We start from the raw sequence: 17,496 nt of genomic DNA, 5'->3' as shown, positions 1-17,496 counted from the left end.
GGATTAGGAGAGGTAGACGGGCTCCTGATGGAGGGGGATTTCGAAGAGGGACTGGACTTTTTGGGTGATGGTGTCGCGAAGGGCGAGGAGGTCGGCGCAGGTGGCTTGGCCGGAGTGGTTGACCAAGGCTAAGGTGTGGCAGGTAGAGATGGCGGCGTTGCCTTGGGTGAAGCCTTTGGGAAAACCGGCTTGCTCGATAAGCCAGGCTGCGGGGAGTTTGATTTCGTGGGGGCCGGTGGGCCAGTGGGGGATCTTTTCGGGGGCGATGCTCAGGGCTACGGCTATGTGGTTCAGGGTTGCGGCGGGGACGATGGGGTTCTTGAAGAAGGAGCCTGCGGAGCGGAAGTCGGGTTCGGCGTCTGTGGGCAGGATGAGCATGCCCTTGGTGCGGCGGATTGCGCGGACGGCTTCGTAGATTTCGAGGGGGGTTGGATTGGTGGTGGCGGCGAAGTGCTTTTTTAGGTCGGCGTAGGTGAGGGTGGGTGTGGCGGCAAGGGCGAAGGTGAATTCGACTGCGGTGATGATGTAGCGGTTGCGATGGGTGGAGTTGAAGATGCTGGTGCGGTAGGCGAAGCCGCAGTCTTCCCTGCTGAAGGTGCGGGGGGTAAGGGTTTCCAGGTCGAGGGCGTGGACGGCGGAGATGGTTTGGGAGACCTCCTGGCCGTAGGCTCCGATGTTCTGGACGGGGGAGCCGCCGACCATGCCGGGGATGCCGGCGAGGGATTCGATGCCGGTGAGGCCGGCCTGGGAGGTGGCTAGGACGAAGGCGTCCCAGTCGTATCCGGCGGGGACCGTGTAGGTGATCTCGCCGTTGATGGGTGGGGCTATGTGGAGGGCGTTCGGAGCGAGGGCTGCCTGGAGGACGAGGCCGGGAAAGCCGGCGTCGGAGACGAGGAGGTTGGAGCCTCCGCCGAGGATGAAGAGGGGGAGATCGTTGGTGCGGGCAAAGGTGATGGCTTCGATGAGGTCGGCTTCGGTGGTGGCTTGGGCGAAGTAACGGGCGGGGCCTCCAATGCGGAGGGTGGTGTAGGGGGCGAGGGGGATGTTTTGTTCGATCTGCACTTGCGTTAGGTTACGGTATTCTCCGTTGAGTCGTGAGGCTGGGAGAGGAAGGCTACATTGAACAGTTCCGAGTTTTGAGTTGTCAGTTATGAGTTACGACCAGCGGCGGAAGATGAGGGAGGCGTTGGTGCCTCCGAAGCCGAAGGAGTTGGTCATGGCGTAGTCCATGGCGACGGGGACGGGGGTGTCGCGGACGAGGTTGAGCTTGATGTTCTCGTCCGGGGTTTCGAGGTTGGTGGTGGGTGGGGCGATCTGATCGCGGAGAGCCAGGACGGTGATACCGGCCTCCAGGCTTCCGGCTCCGCCGAGGAGGTGGCCGGTCATGGACTTGGTGGAGCTGACGAGGAGGTCCTTGGCGTGGGGGCCGAAGGTGGCGGCGATGGCCTGCGCCTCGGCGCGGTCGCCGAGGGGCGTGCTGGTGGCGTGGGCGTTGAGATAGCCGACCTGATGAGGCTCGATGCCGGCGCTTTTGAGGGCGAGCTGCATGACCTTGCGTACGCCGCGGCCGTCCTCCGGTGGGGCGTTGGTGTGGAAGGCGTCGGAGTTGGCGGCGTAGCCGGAGACTTCAGCGAGGATGGTGGCTCCGCGGGCCTGGGCGTACTCAAGGGTTTCCAGGATGAGGATGCCTGCGCCTTCGCCGACGACGAAGCCGTCGCGCTGGGTATCCCAGGGGCGGGAGGCGGTGGTGGGGGAGTCGTTGCGGGTGGAGAGGGCTCGCATGGAGGCGAAGCCGGCGACGGAGAGTGGCGTGACGGCGGCTTCACTGCCGCCGCAGATCATGACGTCCGCGTCGCCGCGCTGGATGACGTGCCAGGCTTCCCCGATGCCATGGGCTCCGGTGGTGCAGGCGGTAGCTACGGTGAGGCTGGGGCCGGCGGCGCCGTACTTGATGGAGATCTGGCCCGAGGCGAGGTTGGCGATGGTGGCGTTGATGAAGAAGGGCGAGACGCGGTCCGGGCCGCCGGTGAGGAGCTTGGAGTGCTCGCGCTCAATGACCTCAAAGGCTCCGATGCCGCTGCCGACGTAGACGCCGACGCGGTCTGCGTTCTCTTCCGTGATGACGAGGCCAGACTGCGCCATGGCGAATTGCGTGGCGGCCATGGCGAACTGGATGAAGCGGCCCATCTTCTTGATGTCCTTGCGGTCGATGTAGTTCTCCGGGACGAAGTTCTTGACTTCACCGGCGAAGCGGCAGGAGAAGCGCAAGGCGTCAAAGAGGGTGATGGGTGCGATGCCAGATTGACCTTTGAGGAGCGCAGCCCAGGTCTCCTCCGTTCCTGTGCCTACGGGACTGATGAGGCCTACTCCGGTGACGACTACGCGATGGTTATGCATGGTGTTGCGGTCCTTCCTGTAGTGCGAGACGGCTGAGCGTCCGATCGAGGGTCTGGTTGAGATGGCGTGATTCGGGCTTACCGAGTTGCTGCTCAAGGGCCTGCTGGGCGGCCTGCCAGAGGGGCTTGGCCTGGGCGAGTGCTTCCCTGCCCGGCTGGGTAAGGCTGAGAGAACGGGCGCGCTTGTCAGGGCCTGGTTCAACCTCAACAAGGCCGAGCTTCTGGAGTGGGAGCAGGTTGCGGGTGAGAGTGGTCCGGTCAAGCTGGAGGACCGCGGCGAGGTTGGAGATGGTCTGGCCGTGCATGGCTGCGAGGGTGGCCAGGATGCCGAACTGGCCGATGTTGAGGCCGGATGGTGCGAGGTGCCGGTCGTAGAGCCGAGTGGTAAGGCGGGCGGACTGGCGGAGGCGGTAGCAGGTGCAGCCGAGGTCGCCGGGGTTGGTTTGGGACTTCATTGTGCTGATTGGATTATACTCGTGTAATTACACGTATTGGCGGGTTGTGTACGGGTAGTGGACAGAGCCGGTATTATTGGACAGGTTGGTTTTCAGGTAGTACCCCTTCAGGAGGGCAACGATGTATCCAGAGATTATGGTGATTCCGATGCGCGAGGAGCTTGTTCGCGCTGGTGTAAGTGAGGCTCGTACGGCGGCTGATGTCGATACCGCAGTGGCGCAGTCCGGGACGACGATGTTGATTGTGAACTCGATCTGCGGCTGCGCGGCGGGTAAGATGCGTCCGGGCGTACGCCTGGCGATGCAGCATACGACGAAGCCGGATCATGCGGTGACGGTGTTTGCAGGACAGGACCGTGAGGCCACCGAGAAGGCGCGCGGTTATTTTGGCGGACATCCTCCGACTTCGCCCGCGATTGCGATTCTGCGCGACGGTCAGCTTGTTTACCTGATGCAGCGTTCGGCGATCGAGACCTCGACCGCACCGGCGATTGCGCAGGAGCTGGCACGGGCATTCGACGCTTATTGCGCGAAGGCAACTGCGTAAGAGCAGGCTTTTTGAATGCAAGTCAAGGTGGCATCAGCTTCGGCTGGTGCCACCTTTTTGTTATTACGGACGGGTGGTGGCTGCCGATAAGCCGATTAGGCATGTGGATCGATTCAGAGTTCGAGGGTTTGGTGTTCGTGGGGGCGAGCGAAGGCGCGGTGAGGCTGCGGGTGCAGGTGAGCCGGATGGCTCCGTACTACCGGACGGCGCTGGTAATGGGCGAGGTGGGGGTTGGAAAGCGGGAGGTTGCTCGGGAGCTGCATCGGCTGAGTCTGGTCGACGGGGATTTTGTTTGCTGCCCGGCGGGGGAGCTGACGGACGAGATGGTGGATCGGGCACGGATGGGGACGCTCTACCTTTATGGGCTGGAAGCGCTGGGGATGGAGGAACAGGATGGGCTGATGGGGCGGCTGGAGCGAATGGACCGGATGATGCGGGCACGGGAGACAGAAGTGAGGCTAGTGTGCTCGGCTGACGGGGAGCTGAAGGGGATGGTGGCGGCGGGGCGGATGCGGCAGTATCTATGTGTGCGGATCTCCGGGATGGAGATTCGGGTGCCTGCATTGCGGGAGCGGATGGAGGATCTGTCGGCGCTGGTGGGGATGGTACGGGTGAGTGATGGGGCGATGGAGAAGCTGCGCGGGCATGGGTGGCCGGGAAACCTTGCTGAGCTGACGGAGATGCTGCGGGTGTCGGCACGGAACGGGGTGCTACGCGAGGAGGATGTGCCTGAGTTTACGGTGGTGGAACGGGCGCAGACGGCGATCCTGCGGCTGGATGAGGTGATGCGGCAGCATGTGGCGGATGTGCTCGAACGGTGCAGCGGCAATAAGCTGAAGGCTTCTGAGTTGCTGGGGATTAGCCGGTCTACGCTGTACAGGATGCTGGATGGTGGGCTGGCTTAGGGGTCTCGGATTGGCTGGGGATTTAGACTCGGAGGCATGATGCTTTCGAGTCTTTCTCTTTTTGGGCGTGTGGGTTTGGGGTTGGCTTTGGTGGGGACTGGATTTGCTCAGGGACCGCTTACGGCGGGGACGGCGACTTCAGTTGCGGGGCGGAGTGCGGCGCTGAGTTCCCTGTTCAAGGAGATGTGGGACGACGAGTTGAAACACTCGCCTGAGTTTGCTTCTGAGTTGGGGGATCGGCGGTATGGGGATCAGCTTTCGGATCTTTCTCCGCGGGCAGTGAACGATGGATTGGCGAGGGGGCAGGGGTACCTGGTGCGGCTGGCGGAGATCGATACGACGGGGCTGAGTGCGGATGAAAAGCTCGCTGTGGAGACGATGGAGGAGCGGCTGGCTGCGGCGGAGGAGGGTGCTCGGGCGAAGGCGTGGGAGATGCCGGTGACGCAGGCGGGCGGGGTGCAGGTTGTGTTGCCGGGGTTGGCGGCTTCCCTATCGTTTGAGACGGTGAAGGACTATGACGACTGGATTACACGGCTGAAGAAGATACCGGATCAGATTCGGCAGGCGACCGAGGACATGATGGCGGGGATCGACGAGAGGCGGGTTCAGCCTGTGGCTGTGCTGGAGATGGCGGAGAAGCAGACGGAGGATCTCGCGGGGCAGAAGCCGGAGGAGAGCGTGTTTGCTCGGCCGTTGAAGCGGTTTTCGGCGAGCATCGGTGCGGCTGAGCGCAAGCGGATTACAGATGAGACGCTGGATGCGATTCAGGACGATGTGCTACCGGCTTATGTGCGATTTGGGAAGTTCTTGAAGGTGCAGGCTGTGCCGGCGGGGAGTCCGGACGGGAAGGCGTCTGCCGTTGCTCCGTCCGGGCAGAGGCTGGAGGAGGCAAAGATTCTGGAGTTGCGGGCGAAGGCGAAAGGCTCGCTGGGAGCCAGGTTCGACTCAAAGGCTTTTGCTGATCTGATTGCGAAGGACTACGTTTTGCCGATGAAAGGATTGGAAGAGCGTGTGAATGGGTGGATCGCTACGCAGAAGTAAAATGCGGGCTGGAGCGATGGGGGTCGCTCCAGCCAGGCGCTTTGTTTTGGGCTAGTAGGCCGGTGGATAGTAACGGTAGGCGGCGGGTACGGGGGTGTAGTAGCCGTACGGGACGTAGCGCGGCGGTGGGGGTGGGTATTGGTAGACCACCTGCGGGGCGGGCTGCTGCTGGACGATGATCGGTGCGGGTTGGGGTGGGTTGATCTGGTAGACGACTTGAGGGGCTTGCTGCTGGTAGGTGGGCTGCGGGGCGTAGGTCTGCTGGGGGACGTACTGTTGGCGTGGGGGTTCGTAGGCTACGGGCTCGGGAGCGGGTTGGCGCTCGATGAGGGCTGCCTGGCGGCGGGGTAAGGTCTCTTCGCGGATCTGGTCGGGGGTGGGGATGCCCAGGTCGTCGGTCAGCTTGAGGGTGAGGCGGGACTCTGGCTTGAGGACGGGGCTGGGGCCGCGGCGGGGGAGGTTGATGAGATCGATGGGCCAGAGGATGGGGATGGACCACTCGACGATGTCGCGGACGGGATGGCCGTTGCCGAGGATTCTTCCCTCCTTGTCGACGTTGTACTTGGGTGCGGCGACGACGCGGGCGGAGATGGGGATGACAGTGTCGGGTTGGAGGACCATGCGGTCGAACTTGAGTTCCATCCAACCCTTGCCGACGAAGTGGCCGGGGTCCTTGTAGTCCTCAAAGTGGCCTACGAGGTAGCTGCCGTAGGGGAAGGTGGAGCGGCCATACATCTCGACATGGCTGACCTGGCAGAGGACCGGGTCACCGACGTTTGTGGTTTTGGAGGAGATCTTGGCTTCCGCGACGGTGCACTGGATGATGGAACCAGCGGGGACCAGTTGTTCCGCGTGAATTGCGAGCGGAACGGCGAGTAAAGACAGGGATACAGCGACGTGCATTTTCATGAAGGGGCCTCCTCGTACACGCTCCTGGTGAGGGAGCCTGCTGCGGTACCGTTTCCGTGAATCTCGTTGGGCGAGCGGTTTAGGTTGAGTTGCGCCGTGCAATTGGGGTTTGCTTGCCCGCGATTCTAGCAGTAAATAATCGGGATGGAAGCATCATTTATAACCACAATTCAAACCTTTGTACTGGAATGAGCGCGATTCCCGATGAGGGGTTTGCGGCTCGTTGGCTCGGTTCAGTCTGATAAGTTGTTAGGCATGAGCGAAATTGAGTTGGAGATCGTACGGCCCGCGGCGATGATGCCCGGGGTAAAGGTTGCAGTACTGGGCGCGGGCAAGATGGGTGGGATTCTGCTACAGGCGTTTTTGAAGAACAACCTGCTGGCACCGGAGCAGATTGTGGCCACCGTGCAGCATGCGGACCGGGCACTGGCGCTTTCGGCGCAGACGGGAGTGGAGGTCACGACCGACAACCTGGCTGCGGCGACCTGGGCCGACGTGATTCTGCTGGGGGTGAAGCCGATTCAGGTGCCGGGATTGATTGAAACGATCAAGGGTGGATTGACTGCGGAGAAGATGATCGTTTCGTTTGCGGCTTCGGTGAAGACGACGGCGATCGAGGCGGCGGCGGGGTTGGAGCTGGCGGTGATCCGGGCTATGCCGAATACGCCTTCCATGCTGGCTGCGGGCGTGACTGCGCTTTGTGGGGGGCGGTTTGCCTCAGCGGAGCAGATGTCTGTAGCGCAGAGGATCTTTGCGACCGTGGGGCGGACGGTGGTGGTCGCCGAGAAACATATGGATGCGGTGACGGGGCTGAGTGGGTCCGGGCCGGCGTTTATCTACATCATCATCGAGGCGCTGGCAGAGGCGGGCGTGAATGTGGGGCTGCCAAGGGATGTGGCGACGCTGCTGGCGGCGCAGACGACGTTGGGGTCGGCGAAGATGGTGCTCGAGACGGGGTATCATCCGGCGCTGCTGAAGGATCAGGTGACGACTCCGGCGGGATGTACGGTGGATGGGATTCTGGAACTGGAGGAGGGTGGGCTGCGCGTGACGCTGATCAAGGCGGTGAAGCGGGCTACGGCTCGGGCGAAGGAGCTTGCGGCAGGATAGTTTGCGAGGCTTAGGATAGTAAGTATGGCAACGGCGGCGATGGTATCGGAGCGGGTGGGTGTTTCGCGGAGGGCGGCGCGGTTTGCCTGGGGGGTCGTGGGGTATAACGTGCTGGTGGTGTTGTGGGGGGCGCTCGTGCGGGCAACTGGGTCCGGGGCGGGTTGTGGGAATAACTGGCCACTGTGCAATGGGGTGGCGATTCCTGTCTCGCCTACGCTGCATACGGTGATCGAGTTCACGCACCGGCAGATGGTGACCGGGGATGTGATCGCGATTGTGGCGATGCTGGTGTGGACGTTTCGGGCGACGTTGAAGGGGGCGGCGGCACGGGTGTTTGCGGTGATCTCTACCGTGCTGCTGGTCAATGAGGCTTTCCTGGGTGCGCTGCTGGTGAAGCTGGGATATGTGACGGGAAACCAGTCGGTGGGGCGGATGGTGCTGCTTTCCGTGCATCTGAGCAACACTTTGATCTTGGTAGCGGCGCTGACTATGACGGCTAGGATGCTGGGGACTGGGCAGGGGTGGAGGGGGCTGCGGGCTAAGGGGATGGATAAGGTGGCGGCGGTGGTGGGCTTGGTGGCTACGCTGGTGGTTGGGGTGAGTGGGTCGCTGGCTGCTCTGGGGGATACGCTGTTCCCTGCCTCGTCGCTAAGGGCAGCGGTGGCGGCGGACCTGGATGTACATTCGCCGTGGCTGCTGAGGCTGCGAGGACTGCATCCGCTGAGTGCTGTGGTGGCGGCTGGGTTTGTGGTGTGGCTGGTGGTGAGGGCTCGGCGGGAAGGGCTGGGGCGGGGGATGAATCTGGTGTTGGGACTGCTGGGGCTACAGTTCGCGCTGGGGGTGCTGGACGTGCTGCTGCTGGCTCCGGCGTGGATGCAGATGGTGCATCTGCTGGGAGCGGATCTGTACTGGGTGGCGCTGGTGGGATTGGCGGCGGGAGTGGTGTGGCCGATGGAATCGAGGCTTGCACCTCTACCCCGGCAAAAGGCCTAAAGTCTTCGAAACAGGTGGCTTAGGTCTGGACTTCCTGCTCCGGGCCGATCATGGGTCACCGGACGAAATGGGTTGGAACCCATGTCTCAAAAGCGAGACATGGGGCACCCTGTTTCGGCTATTTGCCGGTTACTTTATCGCCCAGCTTGTGGAGGCCGTGGCCGGTCTTTTCGGCTCCTACTTTCGTATCGTGGCCTACATCTTCCGCACCTACCTTGGTGTCGTGACCGACATCCTTGCCTGCGTCAGCGGTCTTGTGGGCGGCTACGTGGGTTCCGTGGGCGGTCTTGTGATACGCCTTCTTGGTGCCGTGGGCTGTCGCGTGGCCGACCTTTTTGGTGGCGTGGGCGGTGTCATGGCCGGCGTCCTTGACGTCCTGACCGGCGGTCTGAGCGAGGGCGAAGGAGGTGGAAGCGAGGGTGGCGGTGAGCAGAAGACCGCGGAAGATAGAGGTACGCATGGTGTAGGTCTCCTAGGTTGGATCAGTATCAGTATAGGAGATTCGTTTTGGGCGGCCTGTGATTCACGCTTCAGTGCTGGATGAGACGGTGCGTCTCCCTGGCGAACGGATTGAGTTGATAAAGATTGATCAAAGCGATCAAGACTGATTTGTGTGAGTGGATTTGAATGGCAATGCCTTATCTTGCGTTCGACGGAATGTTGAATGAGGCTGGGAATCTTGGGTGCCGGCTTCCGGCGTGTCCAAGGGTGGGATGCGACTGATATAGTGGCGCATACGTTTGAGTAAGCGTTTACGCGCGATAGGCTGGGAAGCCATTATTTTTGCCTGAGGGTTCGATCTATGCATGTAGTACCTGCTGCTTTCCTGATGTCTGGGCAGTTGACTCACCTGGCTCCTGTGGATGTGGTCATCCTGGTGCTTTACTTTGCGCTGGTGGTGTTCATCGGGTTCTATGTGAAGGGCTCGACGAATACGTCTGAGGAGTTCTTCCTGGCGGGGCGGGAGATGTCGGCCTGGATTGCGGGGCTGAGCTTTGTTTCGGCGAACCTGGGGTCGCTGGAGCTGATGGGTTGGGCGGGCGCAGCGTACCAGTACGGGATGCTGGCGACGCACTGGTACTGGATTGGTGCCATTCCGGCGATGCTGTTCCTGGGTATCGTGATGATGCCGTTTTATTACATCTCTAAGACGCACTCCGTCCCGGGATACCTGCATCTGCGGTTCGGGGATGGCGCGCGGGCGGTGAGCGCGGTGAGCTTTGCGCTGATGACGATTTTGATGTCCGGCGTGAACATGTACGCGATGGCCGTGGTGATGCAGACGGTGCTGGGCTGGAATATTACGTTTTCGATCTGGGTGGGTGCGGGAACGGTGGCGCTGTACGTGATGCTGGGCGGCCTGCGGTCCGCGATCATCAACGAGGTGCTGCAGTTTGTGCTGATCTGGGCGGGTGCGGCGATGATCCCGATCCTGGGGCTCGTGGAGGCGGGCGGCTGGCACCAGTTGAAGGCGAACATTGCGACAAATATCGGGAACGCGAACTACACGCATATGTGGACGACCCTGGGGAGCTTCAAGGACAACCCGATGGGCGTGCATTGGACGGGGATCGTGTTCGGGCTGGGGTTTGTGATCAGCTTTGGGTATTGGACCACCGATTTTCTCGTCGTCCAGCGGGTTTTGAGTGCGAACAATCTGCGTGCGGCGAAGATGGCTCCGGTGATTGGCGCGGCGTTCAAGATGGCGGTGCCGCTGATCGTCATTGTGCCGGGGCTGGTGGCGCTGGGGCTGCATAACGCGGATGGGTCGCGGATGTTCGACCTGGTGCCTGCGTCCGTGGCGAAGGTGACGGGGCAGCATAGCTTCGACGACGTGCTTCCGCTGATGCTGATTCGATACTGCGGACCGGGGCTGCTGGGGCTGGGGATCACGGCGCTGGTGGCGGGCTTTATGAGCGGGATGGCCGGGAACGTCAGTGCGTTTTCGACTGTCTGGACGTATGACCTCTATGGGGCTTTCATCAATAAGAAGGCTTCCGACAGCCATTATGTGGCGATGGGGCGGTGGTCGACCGTGATTGGGATGTTGATCTCGATTGCTACGGCTTATCTGGTGATGAATGCGAACTCGATCATGGACTATGTGCAGGCGCTGTTCAGCTTCTTCATCGCGCCGCTGTTTGGGACGGTGATCCTGGGCATGCTATGGAAGCGGGCGACCCATGCGGGCGGCTTCTGGGGATTGCTGGCGGGGACGGCTTCTTCGATCGGGATGTTTGTGTGGGTGCAGACGAACGGTGGTGCGCTACGGTATATCGCGATGAGTGCGGATGCGAAGCCGATGGCGGAGAATCTCTATCGTGCGCTTTGGAGCTGGATTATCTGTGTGGTCGTGACGGTGATCGTCAGCTTGATGACGAAGGCTCAGCCCATGTCGGAGCTCTCCGGCCTGGTGTATGGGGTGACTCCGCTGCCGGATGATGGGGCGAAGAACTTGTTTGAGAAGCCTATTTTCTGGGCGGTTGTGGTGATTACAGTGTTCTTTATTTTGAATATTGTGTTTTTTTAGAGGCAAAGACCAAGGCGGCCTAGCGCCGGCCGGGCATTGCTTCGCACGGTTTTGGACGCTTCGCGTTTTCTAAATGATTGGGAGGTTTGTGATGGTTGATGAGACGCAGGACCCTAAGCCGCATGTGATTATGAGTGCAGGGGTACACAGTGCGCATGAGGCAGCGGCAGGATCGCCGGGGGCAAAGACCAAGGGAGAGATTTCTATCTGGTTCTTCTGCGGGATACTGATGCTCGCGTATGGGATCGTGCTGCTGGCGCAAGGGAGCTATGAACACTTTGGGCATCCGCACTTCCCTGCCACGGTGCTCCAGAATCTGAATCCTACGTTTTGGTGGGGTGTAGTGCTTACGGTGTTTGGTGGGTTCTATACGGTCAGATTTCGGCCAGGTAAAGGTTGATCGGCTCGTCGTGGCGATGGTTGGCAGGCTAAGAGCCCGGGGTCTTCTCTACTACCCCGCCAGCAACCGATTCGTTAGATAAATCACGCCGGCCCCACCGACTACGGCCCCCAGCAACCATCGTCTATTCCCCTCATGCCGCCTCACCTGCGGGAGGAAATCACTCGTCGCCATCTGCAAGAAGAACCCCGCGGCCAGCGTCAACAGGATCACCGCGTCTCGCGACGAGATCAACCACCAGACGGTCAGCAAGCCCCCCACAAACGGCGCCATCGCATCGAGCCCCAGGAACAGATAATCCGGCCACCGAGCCTTCTCGCCACGCGTCGTCAGAATGATCGTATTCATCCCGTCCGCCAGGTCATGCGCGCCAATCCCCAGCGCCACCGCGTACCCCGCCGTATGCGACGCGGCAAATGCCGCCCCGATCGCCATCCCATCCCGAAAGCTGTGAAATACCAGCAGCCCGCCGGCCACGCGCCGCAGCGTCTTCTGCGCGCCAGCCTCTCGCTCCGTCAGCGCGTCCAGACCGCTCTCGATCGCTGCAAACAGCAGGAAGAACCCCAGCGTAAGCCCCAGCACATCCGCCCCGCCGAGCCGCTGCTTCGCCCCCAGGTCCAGCGCCTCCGGCAGCAGATCGAGAAAAGCCGCCCCCAGCAACAGTCCCGCGGCAGCCGCAATGAGCAACGGCATATTCCGCCTGAAGCGCAACGCAAGCAAACCACCAGCCAGCGTCGACACGACGGGCAGAATCAGAAGGAAAGGAAGCACATCTTGATAATACACTCGCAATAAAGCGTCATGATTGCTGAATGCACTAGTTAACGCGCTACATTGCTTTGTCCCGAGCTTTGAAAGGGCGGGACTTCAGTCCCGCCATCGTCATCTCCAGCCAAAAAGAGACTTTAGCCGCTGAGGGAGTTCCGCCCTAAGACTCCCACTCGGAAACTGCTGGGCGCGGAACCGAAGACTACCAAGCATTATTCTTATTGTCTTGAGGTGTACGTGAACGACCACTGCTGTGCCATGATGTCGAGCAATCTCGCTGGAGGAGAAACCGCAATCCTCTATGTGCCCAAGTTCCGCGATTACGGCATTCCGGTGCTTGATGGAGGCGGTAGCTTCATTGCCATCAGCCACTGCCCGTGGTGTGGACAAACCCTTCCGCACACATTACGCGACCGTTGGTTTACGGAGATCGAAGCCCGCGGTTTTGAGATTGGCGACGACAACATCCCTGTGGAATTCGCTACGGACGCATGGTGGAAGGCTAGTGCTTGAATAGTTCCGCCCGAAGCTGCTCCCAAGGGATCACATCCGAGGGATTTCGTTCATACTCAGCCACACGACGATCCAGCTCTGCTTCCTGTTCGTCGCTCAAGGCAGGTGCATGCGCTTCAATATCTTCCCAAAGCGCACCCAGCAACTCGACCTTCTCCGCAATGGACAAATCGCTGATCTGGCTGGGAAGTGTACTCATAGGGGTAGGCTATGGAAGCATCACCGGGCATGTCAATGTGTTTTGCATGGTCAGCAGGACAACCCTGCCACAAATAACTTCAAACAAATCAGCTAAGCTGATCGCATGGTGCCGCCGAAGAAAGTCGTGAACAGAAGAGTCCATCCCTCCTCAATCGGCCAGAGCGAGCGCATACGACAGAATCCCATTCGGCAGAAGCTCATCGTCGCCTTCGTAGCCTTCCACGCCTTCGCCCTCTTCCTGTTCGCCATCCCGTTCGACATCGCCCCTGCACGCGCGGCACGCGAACTCATCGCTCCCTACATGCGCTGTGTCGGACTGACCGACACCTGGGATATGTTCGCGCCTAATCCAAAATCCATGGAGCAGTACCTCCGCGCCGTCGTCGTCACCAGGAGCGGCCAGTACAAGCTCTACTCCTTCCCCCGCATGGAAGAGTTCTCGCTCTCACAGCGTTACAGCAAAGAGCGTTACCGGAAGTTCTCTGAAAGCGTCCTCTGCGCCGATTGCTCAGGCCTCTGGCCGGATATCGCCAAAGCCGTCGCTCGCCGATACCTCAACCCGGCAGATCCTCCGCAGAGCGTCCTCCTCGTCAAATACGAATCCCCCATCGATCCCCAGACCGGCACCACCGGAGCTGATGCCGCGGCCAAATCAGTCGTGCTGGCCCAGTTGCCGATCAAGCCTGAGGATCTCAAATGACCTTCAGCAGCCTTCGAACCTCCCTGACTGAATATCTCTTCAAGCCCGTCTCACCCTGGCCCGCCGCCGTCTATCGAATCCTCTTCGGCCTCTGCGTTTGTGCGACGCTGCTCCTGCTCCACGGCGATTGGAGCAACTGGTTCGGCGTTCACGGCTGGATCACCCCGGACACCATCGATCAGGCAGAGACCGGCTTCCGCCTCAACCTGTTCGCCCTGGCACCCCATAGCGAGCGCTGGGTTACAGCCCTCTACTACCTCATTCTCGGCGCCTCCATCACGCTCACGCTCGGCCTCGGAACGCGCGTCAGCAGTGTCATCGTCTACCTTGGCCTGAACGCGCTCAACCAGAGAAACCCCATCATCCTGCATGGTGGCGACACCTTCCTCCGCAGCGCCGCCTTCTTCCTCATCTTCGCCTCGTCGGCTGAGGTTCTGTCGCTCGATAGCCTCATCCGCAGGTATCGCAAACCGTCAGAGAGCGTCCCGCGATTGATCTCTCCGTGGCCGCTGCGCCTCATCCAATATCAACTCGCCCTCCTCTACCTCGCCTCGTTCTGGTGGAAGGCGCACGGCAACACCTGGTGGAACGGCACCGCTCTCTACTACGTCGTCAACCTCGGAGAGGTCCGCCGCTTCCCCATCCCGCACATCCTGCACACCGCATGGGTCCTGCGGCTGGGCGGCTGGTGCGCCATGGCGTTCGAGCTTCTCTTCCCTTGCCTCGTCTGGTTCAAGCGATTTCGCAACCCCATCCTGATCGCCGGCCTGCTCTTTCACCTCAGCCTCGAGTACGCCCTGAACGTTCCCATGTTCCAGTGGGAGGTCCTCAGCGCCTATGTCCTCTTCCTCAACTTCGGGGAACGCCCGACCCAAACGACTCGATAGGCGCGGCTCATTCCTTGCCCTCACCCGGCCTCATCCCTAGAATCAAACTCAATCCCATGGCGAAAACCCTTCCCACCCTCGCGCTCCTTCTCTCGACCGCCGCCTACGCTCAGCAGCCCCTCACCACCGCGCCACCCTCCGGACCAGCCCCGCGCCCATACCTCACCAAACGCGAGCCCACCCTCACCGAAGCCCAGAAGCTCGCACTCCTCCGCCAGCACATCAAGTACGTCTTCGTCCTCTTCCAGGAGAACCGCTCCTTCGACTTCTACTTCGGCTCCTACCCCGGCGCGGAAGGCCTCTACAGCAAGCCCGCAGCGGAGATCCCCGGCTTCACCCAGCCCCTCGTCGATACCGACGGCACCGTCCGCACCATCACTCCCTTCCGCATCCCGCCCTTCATCACCGACGCCAACGGCAAAGCAGTCCCCATCTACCCATCCGATCTCGCCAGCGTCAACCACAGCCACACGGCCATGGACGCCAAACTCAACTTCGACTCCGCCGACCTCTCCAAGAACGACCGCTTCGCCCTCACCGAAGAAGGCGTCACCCTCAATTCCGAAGGCAAGCCCTCCAAGTTTCCGTCGCTCGAGCGCAAGCAGTATGGCGAGCTCGTCATGGGCCACCTCGACTGCGACACCGCACCCTTCCTCTGGCGCTACGCCGACCGCTTCACCCTCTTCGACCACTTCTTCGCCACCGAGCTCGGCCCGTCCACTCCGAACGCCATCGCCATGATCTCCGGCCAGGTTGGCGAGACCCAGTGGATGCTTCACCCCGAAGAGGTCACGCGCCCTGGCTACCCCGGCGTCCCCATGCTCGCCGATCCCCAGCCCTTCTATGGCATCAAGAAAGAATCCTCCGGCAAGGCCAAGCAGGCCAACGACCCCAAGACCAAAACCAACTCCGTCAACTTCACCTTCGCCGCCCTGCCCCTCAGCTTCATGGGCCAGGACGCCAAAGCCACCACCGCTACAGACGATGACCCCGCCGCCGACCTCCGCGACGTCAAGGAAGACATAGAAAAGATCGCCGGCCACCCCAACCGCGCCACCCCGTGGGGCTGGTACCAGCAGGGCTATGACCACGAGCCCATCGACCCCGCCGGCCAGGTCACACACAAGTCATACGTCTCCCACCACAACGCGCCGGCTTACTTCGGCTACGTCGCCAACAACGCCGGAGTAGAAACCCACATCCACGGCCTGAACGACTTCTTTGAAGACGTCGCCGCCCGCCGTCTTCCGCCCAATGGCGTCTTCTACGTGCGGGGCGGCTACGGCAACATCCGCGGCCTGCACCCGCTCGACCCCAATCCCCGCCTCGCCACTGTCTTCAACGGCAACGACGATCACCCCGGCTACTCCGACTCGCAGCTCTCCGAAGCCCTGCTTGCGGAAGAGATCAACGCCATCACCCAGAGCCCCTATTGGGCCCAGTCCGCCATCCTCATCGCCTATGACGAGTCCGACGGCCTCTACGACCATGCTCAGCCCCACGTCCGCGGCCACGGACCCAACAAGGAGCCGCTCGACCAGGGCCCCCGCATCCCGTTCCTGCTCATCTCGCCCTACGGCAACGCCCACGCTGTCTCGCATGAGCCGGCCGAGCACTCCTCCATCATCAAGTTCGTCGACAACCTCTTCAACCTCATCCCCCTTGCCGATCTGCCCGATGAGCAGAAGGCCCGCGCCATCGGCGTAGAGAAGTTCCACGAAAAGAACATGGGCCCCGCGGACGATCAGGTGGAAGGTATAGGCAATCTCTTCAGCGCCTTCTCAAACGCCCGCCTCCTCGGCAAACGCCCGCTGCTCCCAGCCTCCTACGCCCAGATTCCAGTGCCGGAGATCAATGCCTTCCCCCACTACGACTACAAGGGCTGCAGCGTCATGAACATCAAACCCACAGACGCCAACCTCCCCAACCCCATCCCCGCCGACTTCAACCCCCGCCCGGACACCACCCCCGGCAACCCCAAATCCGGCAACTGGGCCCCGTAGGCAAACTCATCACAACCACCACCGTAGTGTGCCCCATCCTCATCGACAGCTTTATCGTCGATTAGGGTGGGCATCGGCGAAGCCGACCGTCTTCCTCAACTGAGGCACCTCTCATGCTCCCCAAACTCCTCATCATCCTCGCCACGCTTTCTCTCCCCGCCTGCGCCCAATCCATCGAAACCATCCGCACCACAAAACTCCTCCGCTGCGCCATCGACCAGGAGCCGCCAGAGTACACAACCGAAGACCTCCACGGTCCCCGCGTAGCCTTCGACCTCGAACTCTGCCATGCCGTAGCCCTGGCCATCGGCCCCGATATCAAGGTCCAGCCCATCCTCGTCTCGGACGAAGCAGAAGCCATCTCCGTCCTCAAAGCCCGCCATGCCGACCTGGCTCCCACCCTCAGCCTCAACCTCACCAACGCCACCACTCCCGGCCTCTGGCTCGGCTTGCCCATCGTCCTCGACGGCACCGGCTTCATGGTCCCCACCGCCACGCTCGACGTAAAATCCCTCTCCGGCAAAAAGATCTGCTTCTTTGCCGAGACAGAAACCGAGACCATCCTCAAAACCTGGTTCACCCAGAACCACCTCGACTTCCTGCCCTACCCCTTCTCAGAGGAAGGCGAGATGGACGCCGCCTACACCACCGGCAACTGCGCCGCCATGGCCGGTGACCTCACCCGCCTCGCCTCCACCCGCCAGAACTACGGCCGCGCCGCAGCTCGTTACAAGCTCCTCCCCACCCTCATCGCCTCCGCCCCACTGGCCCCCGCCTCCACCGACCCCACCCTCACCCAGCTCGCCACCTGGACCAACCAGCTCCTCCTCAACGCCGAAGCCCTCAACATCACCCACATCCCCGAGCACTCTCAAGACCCTGCCATCCAACGCCTCCTCGGCCAGACCCACGAACTAGGCCCCCGCCTCCACCTCGACGACGCCTGGCCTATCCGCGTCCTCACCACCCTAGGCAACTACGCCGACCTCTACGCCCGCACCCTCCCCACAGTTCCCCTGCCCCACCCCACTCCGCTCCCCTTGGACTGAAAGCTCAAAGTTGGAACGAATGTCGTGTGCCCCATCCTCATCGCGGCTCTATCGCGATTAGGGTGGGCATCGGGCAAAGCCCGACCGCT

The 17,496-nt window shown here is 61.6% G+C and carries 19 protein-coding genes; 12 read left to right on the top strand and 7 right to left on the bottom strand.

All coding sequences use genetic code 11. The features are described from left to right. Nucleotides 1-3: 3 nt before the first annotated feature. Genes ACIX9_RS08915 through ACIX9_RS08905 form a run of 3 tightly spaced genes read right to left on the bottom strand, consistent with a single transcriptional unit; the run spans nt 4 to nt 2,851 of the window. Entirely contained in the window at nt 4-1,152 is a 1,149-nt protein-coding gene (locus ACIX9_RS08915) for a UDP-N-acetylmuramate dehydrogenase (RefSeq protein ID WP_269744700.1), read from the bottom strand. 3 nt (nt 1,153-1,155) lie between these two features. Continuing rightward, nucleotides 1,156-2,397, bottom strand: a complete 1,242-nt coding sequence (gene fabF / locus ACIX9_RS08910) for a beta-ketoacyl-ACP synthase II (protein WP_013580148.1) — start codon at nt 2,395-2,397, stop codon at nt 1,156-1,158. Continuing rightward, the gene (locus ACIX9_RS08905) at nt 2,390-2,851 is read right to left on the bottom strand and encodes a MarR family winged helix-turn-helix transcriptional regulator (RefSeq protein ID WP_013580147.1); all 462 of its coding nucleotides are present in this window, start codon (nt 2,849-2,851) and stop codon (nt 2,390-2,392) included. The genes fabF and ACIX9_RS08905 overlap by 8 nt, the downstream gene beginning before the upstream one ends. Nucleotides 2,852-2,972: 121 nt before the next feature. Here ACIX9_RS08905 and ACIX9_RS08900 point away from each other — a divergent pair, with 121 nt between their 5' ends. The 3 genes from ACIX9_RS08900 to ACIX9_RS08890 all read left to right on the top strand — a co-directional run bounded on the left by ACIX9_RS08900 (nt 2,973) and on the right by ACIX9_RS08890 (nt 5,344). Next, nucleotides 2,973-3,398 carry a BrxA/BrxB family bacilliredoxin gene (locus ACIX9_RS08900; RefSeq protein WP_013580146.1) on the top strand — a complete coding sequence of 142 codons (426 nt, stop codon included), beginning with the start codon at nt 2,973-2,975 and terminating at the stop codon, nt 3,396-3,398. Nucleotides 3,399-3,499: 101 nt separating this feature from the next. Beyond that, on the top strand, nt 3,500-4,303 hold the full coding sequence (locus ACIX9_RS23695) for a sigma-54-dependent Fis family transcriptional regulator (RefSeq protein ID WP_049789258.1): 804 nt from the start codon (nt 3,500-3,502) through the stop codon (nt 4,301-4,303). 36 nt (nt 4,304-4,339) lie between these two features. Beyond that, nucleotides 4,340-5,344: a DUF885 family protein gene (locus ACIX9_RS08890; protein ID WP_049789257.1), complete on the top strand. Its 1,005-nt coding sequence runs from the start codon at nt 4,340-4,342 to the stop codon at nt 5,342-5,344. A gap of 51 nt (nt 5,345-5,395) precedes the next feature. On the opposite strand, the gene ACIX9_RS08885 is transcribed toward ACIX9_RS08890, so the two are convergent. After that, nucleotides 5,396-6,253: a hypothetical protein gene (locus ACIX9_RS08885; RefSeq protein ID WP_013580143.1), complete on the bottom strand. Its 858-nt coding sequence runs from the start codon at nt 6,251-6,253 to the stop codon at nt 5,396-5,398. A 255-nt stretch (nt 6,254-6,508) separates the two neighbouring features. On the opposite strand from ACIX9_RS08885, the gene proC reads away from it, so the two are divergent. Next, nucleotides 6,509-7,363, top strand: a complete 855-nt coding sequence (proC, locus tag ACIX9_RS08880; RefSeq protein ID WP_049789410.1) for a pyrroline-5-carboxylate reductase — start codon at nt 6,509-6,511, stop codon at nt 7,361-7,363. Nucleotides 7,364-7,387: 24 nt separating this feature from the next. Next, complete coding sequence (locus ACIX9_RS08875) at nt 7,388-8,356, top strand: COX15/CtaA family protein (RefSeq protein WP_013580141.1); 969 nt, start codon at nt 7,388-7,390, stop codon at nt 8,354-8,356. Nucleotides 8,357-8,474: 118 nt separating this feature from the next. Here ACIX9_RS08875 and ACIX9_RS08870 read toward each other — a convergent pair whose 3' ends face one another. Further along, on the bottom strand, nt 8,475-8,816 hold the full coding sequence (locus ACIX9_RS08870) for a hypothetical protein (protein WP_013580140.1): 342 nt from the start codon (nt 8,814-8,816) through the stop codon (nt 8,475-8,477). A 342-nt stretch (nt 8,817-9,158) separates the two neighbouring features. Between ACIX9_RS08870 and ACIX9_RS08865 the strand changes: the two genes are divergently transcribed. Next, nucleotides 9,159-10,886 carry a sodium:solute symporter family protein gene (locus tag ACIX9_RS08865; RefSeq protein WP_013580139.1) on the top strand — a complete coding sequence of 576 codons (1,728 nt, stop codon included), beginning with the start codon at nt 9,159-9,161 and terminating at the stop codon, nt 10,884-10,886. 91 nt (nt 10,887-10,977) lie between these two features. After that, a complete protein-coding gene (locus tag ACIX9_RS08860; protein WP_013580138.1) occupies nt 10,978-11,286 on the top strand; it encodes a hypothetical protein in 309 nt (102 codons plus the stop codon). Nucleotides 11,287-11,337: 51 nt separating this feature from the next. On the opposite strand, the gene ACIX9_RS08855 is transcribed toward ACIX9_RS08860, so the two are convergent. Next, nucleotides 11,338-12,057, bottom strand: a complete 720-nt coding sequence (locus ACIX9_RS08855) for a ZIP family metal transporter (RefSeq protein ID WP_041597009.1) — start codon at nt 12,055-12,057, stop codon at nt 11,338-11,340. A gap of 228 nt (nt 12,058-12,285) precedes the next feature. Between ACIX9_RS08855 and ACIX9_RS08850 the strand changes: the two genes are divergently transcribed. Further along, nucleotides 12,286-12,567 carry a DUF6980 family protein gene (locus ACIX9_RS08850; protein ID WP_157477415.1) on the top strand — a complete coding sequence of 94 codons (282 nt, stop codon included), beginning with the start codon at nt 12,286-12,288 and terminating at the stop codon, nt 12,565-12,567. On the opposite strand, the gene ACIX9_RS08845 is transcribed toward ACIX9_RS08850, so the two are convergent. Continuing rightward, nucleotides 12,557-12,766, bottom strand: coding sequence for an addiction module protein (locus ACIX9_RS08845; RefSeq protein ID WP_013580135.1), 210 nt, complete (start codon nt 12,764-12,766; stop codon nt 12,557-12,559). The genes ACIX9_RS08850 and ACIX9_RS08845 overlap by 11 nt on opposite strands. 105 nt (nt 12,767-12,871) lie before the next feature. Between ACIX9_RS08845 and ACIX9_RS08840 the strand changes: the two genes are divergently transcribed. The 4 genes from ACIX9_RS08840 to ACIX9_RS08825 all read left to right on the top strand — a co-directional run bounded on the left by ACIX9_RS08840 (nt 12,872) and on the right by ACIX9_RS08825 (nt 17,407). Beyond that, a complete protein-coding gene (locus ACIX9_RS08840; RefSeq protein WP_013580134.1) occupies nt 12,872-13,468 on the top strand; it encodes a hypothetical protein in 597 nt (198 codons plus the stop codon). Then, the gene (locus ACIX9_RS08835; RefSeq protein WP_013580133.1) at nt 13,465-14,355 is read left to right on the top strand and encodes an HTTM domain-containing protein; all 891 of its coding nucleotides are present in this window, start codon (nt 13,465-13,467) and stop codon (nt 14,353-14,355) included. Before ACIX9_RS08840 ends, ACIX9_RS08835 begins: the two co-directional genes overlap by 4 nt. A 56-nt stretch (nt 14,356-14,411) precedes the next feature. Then, entirely contained in the window at nt 14,412-16,358 is a 1,947-nt protein-coding gene (locus ACIX9_RS08830; protein WP_013580132.1) for a phospholipase C, read from the top strand. A gap of 113 nt (nt 16,359-16,471) precedes the next feature. Next, nucleotides 16,472-17,407, top strand: coding sequence for a type 2 periplasmic-binding domain-containing protein (locus ACIX9_RS08825; protein WP_013580131.1), 936 nt, complete (start codon nt 16,472-16,474; stop codon nt 17,405-17,407). The last annotated feature ends 89 nt before the right edge of the window (nt 17,408-17,496 follow it).

The sequence above is a fragment of the Granulicella tundricola MP5ACTX9 genome (assembly GCF_000178975.2).
Taxonomy (GTDB): domain Bacteria; phylum Acidobacteriota; class Terriglobia; order Terriglobales; family Acidobacteriaceae; genus Edaphobacter; species Edaphobacter tundricola.
This window is presented reverse-complemented; position numbering and strand designations above follow the sequence as displayed.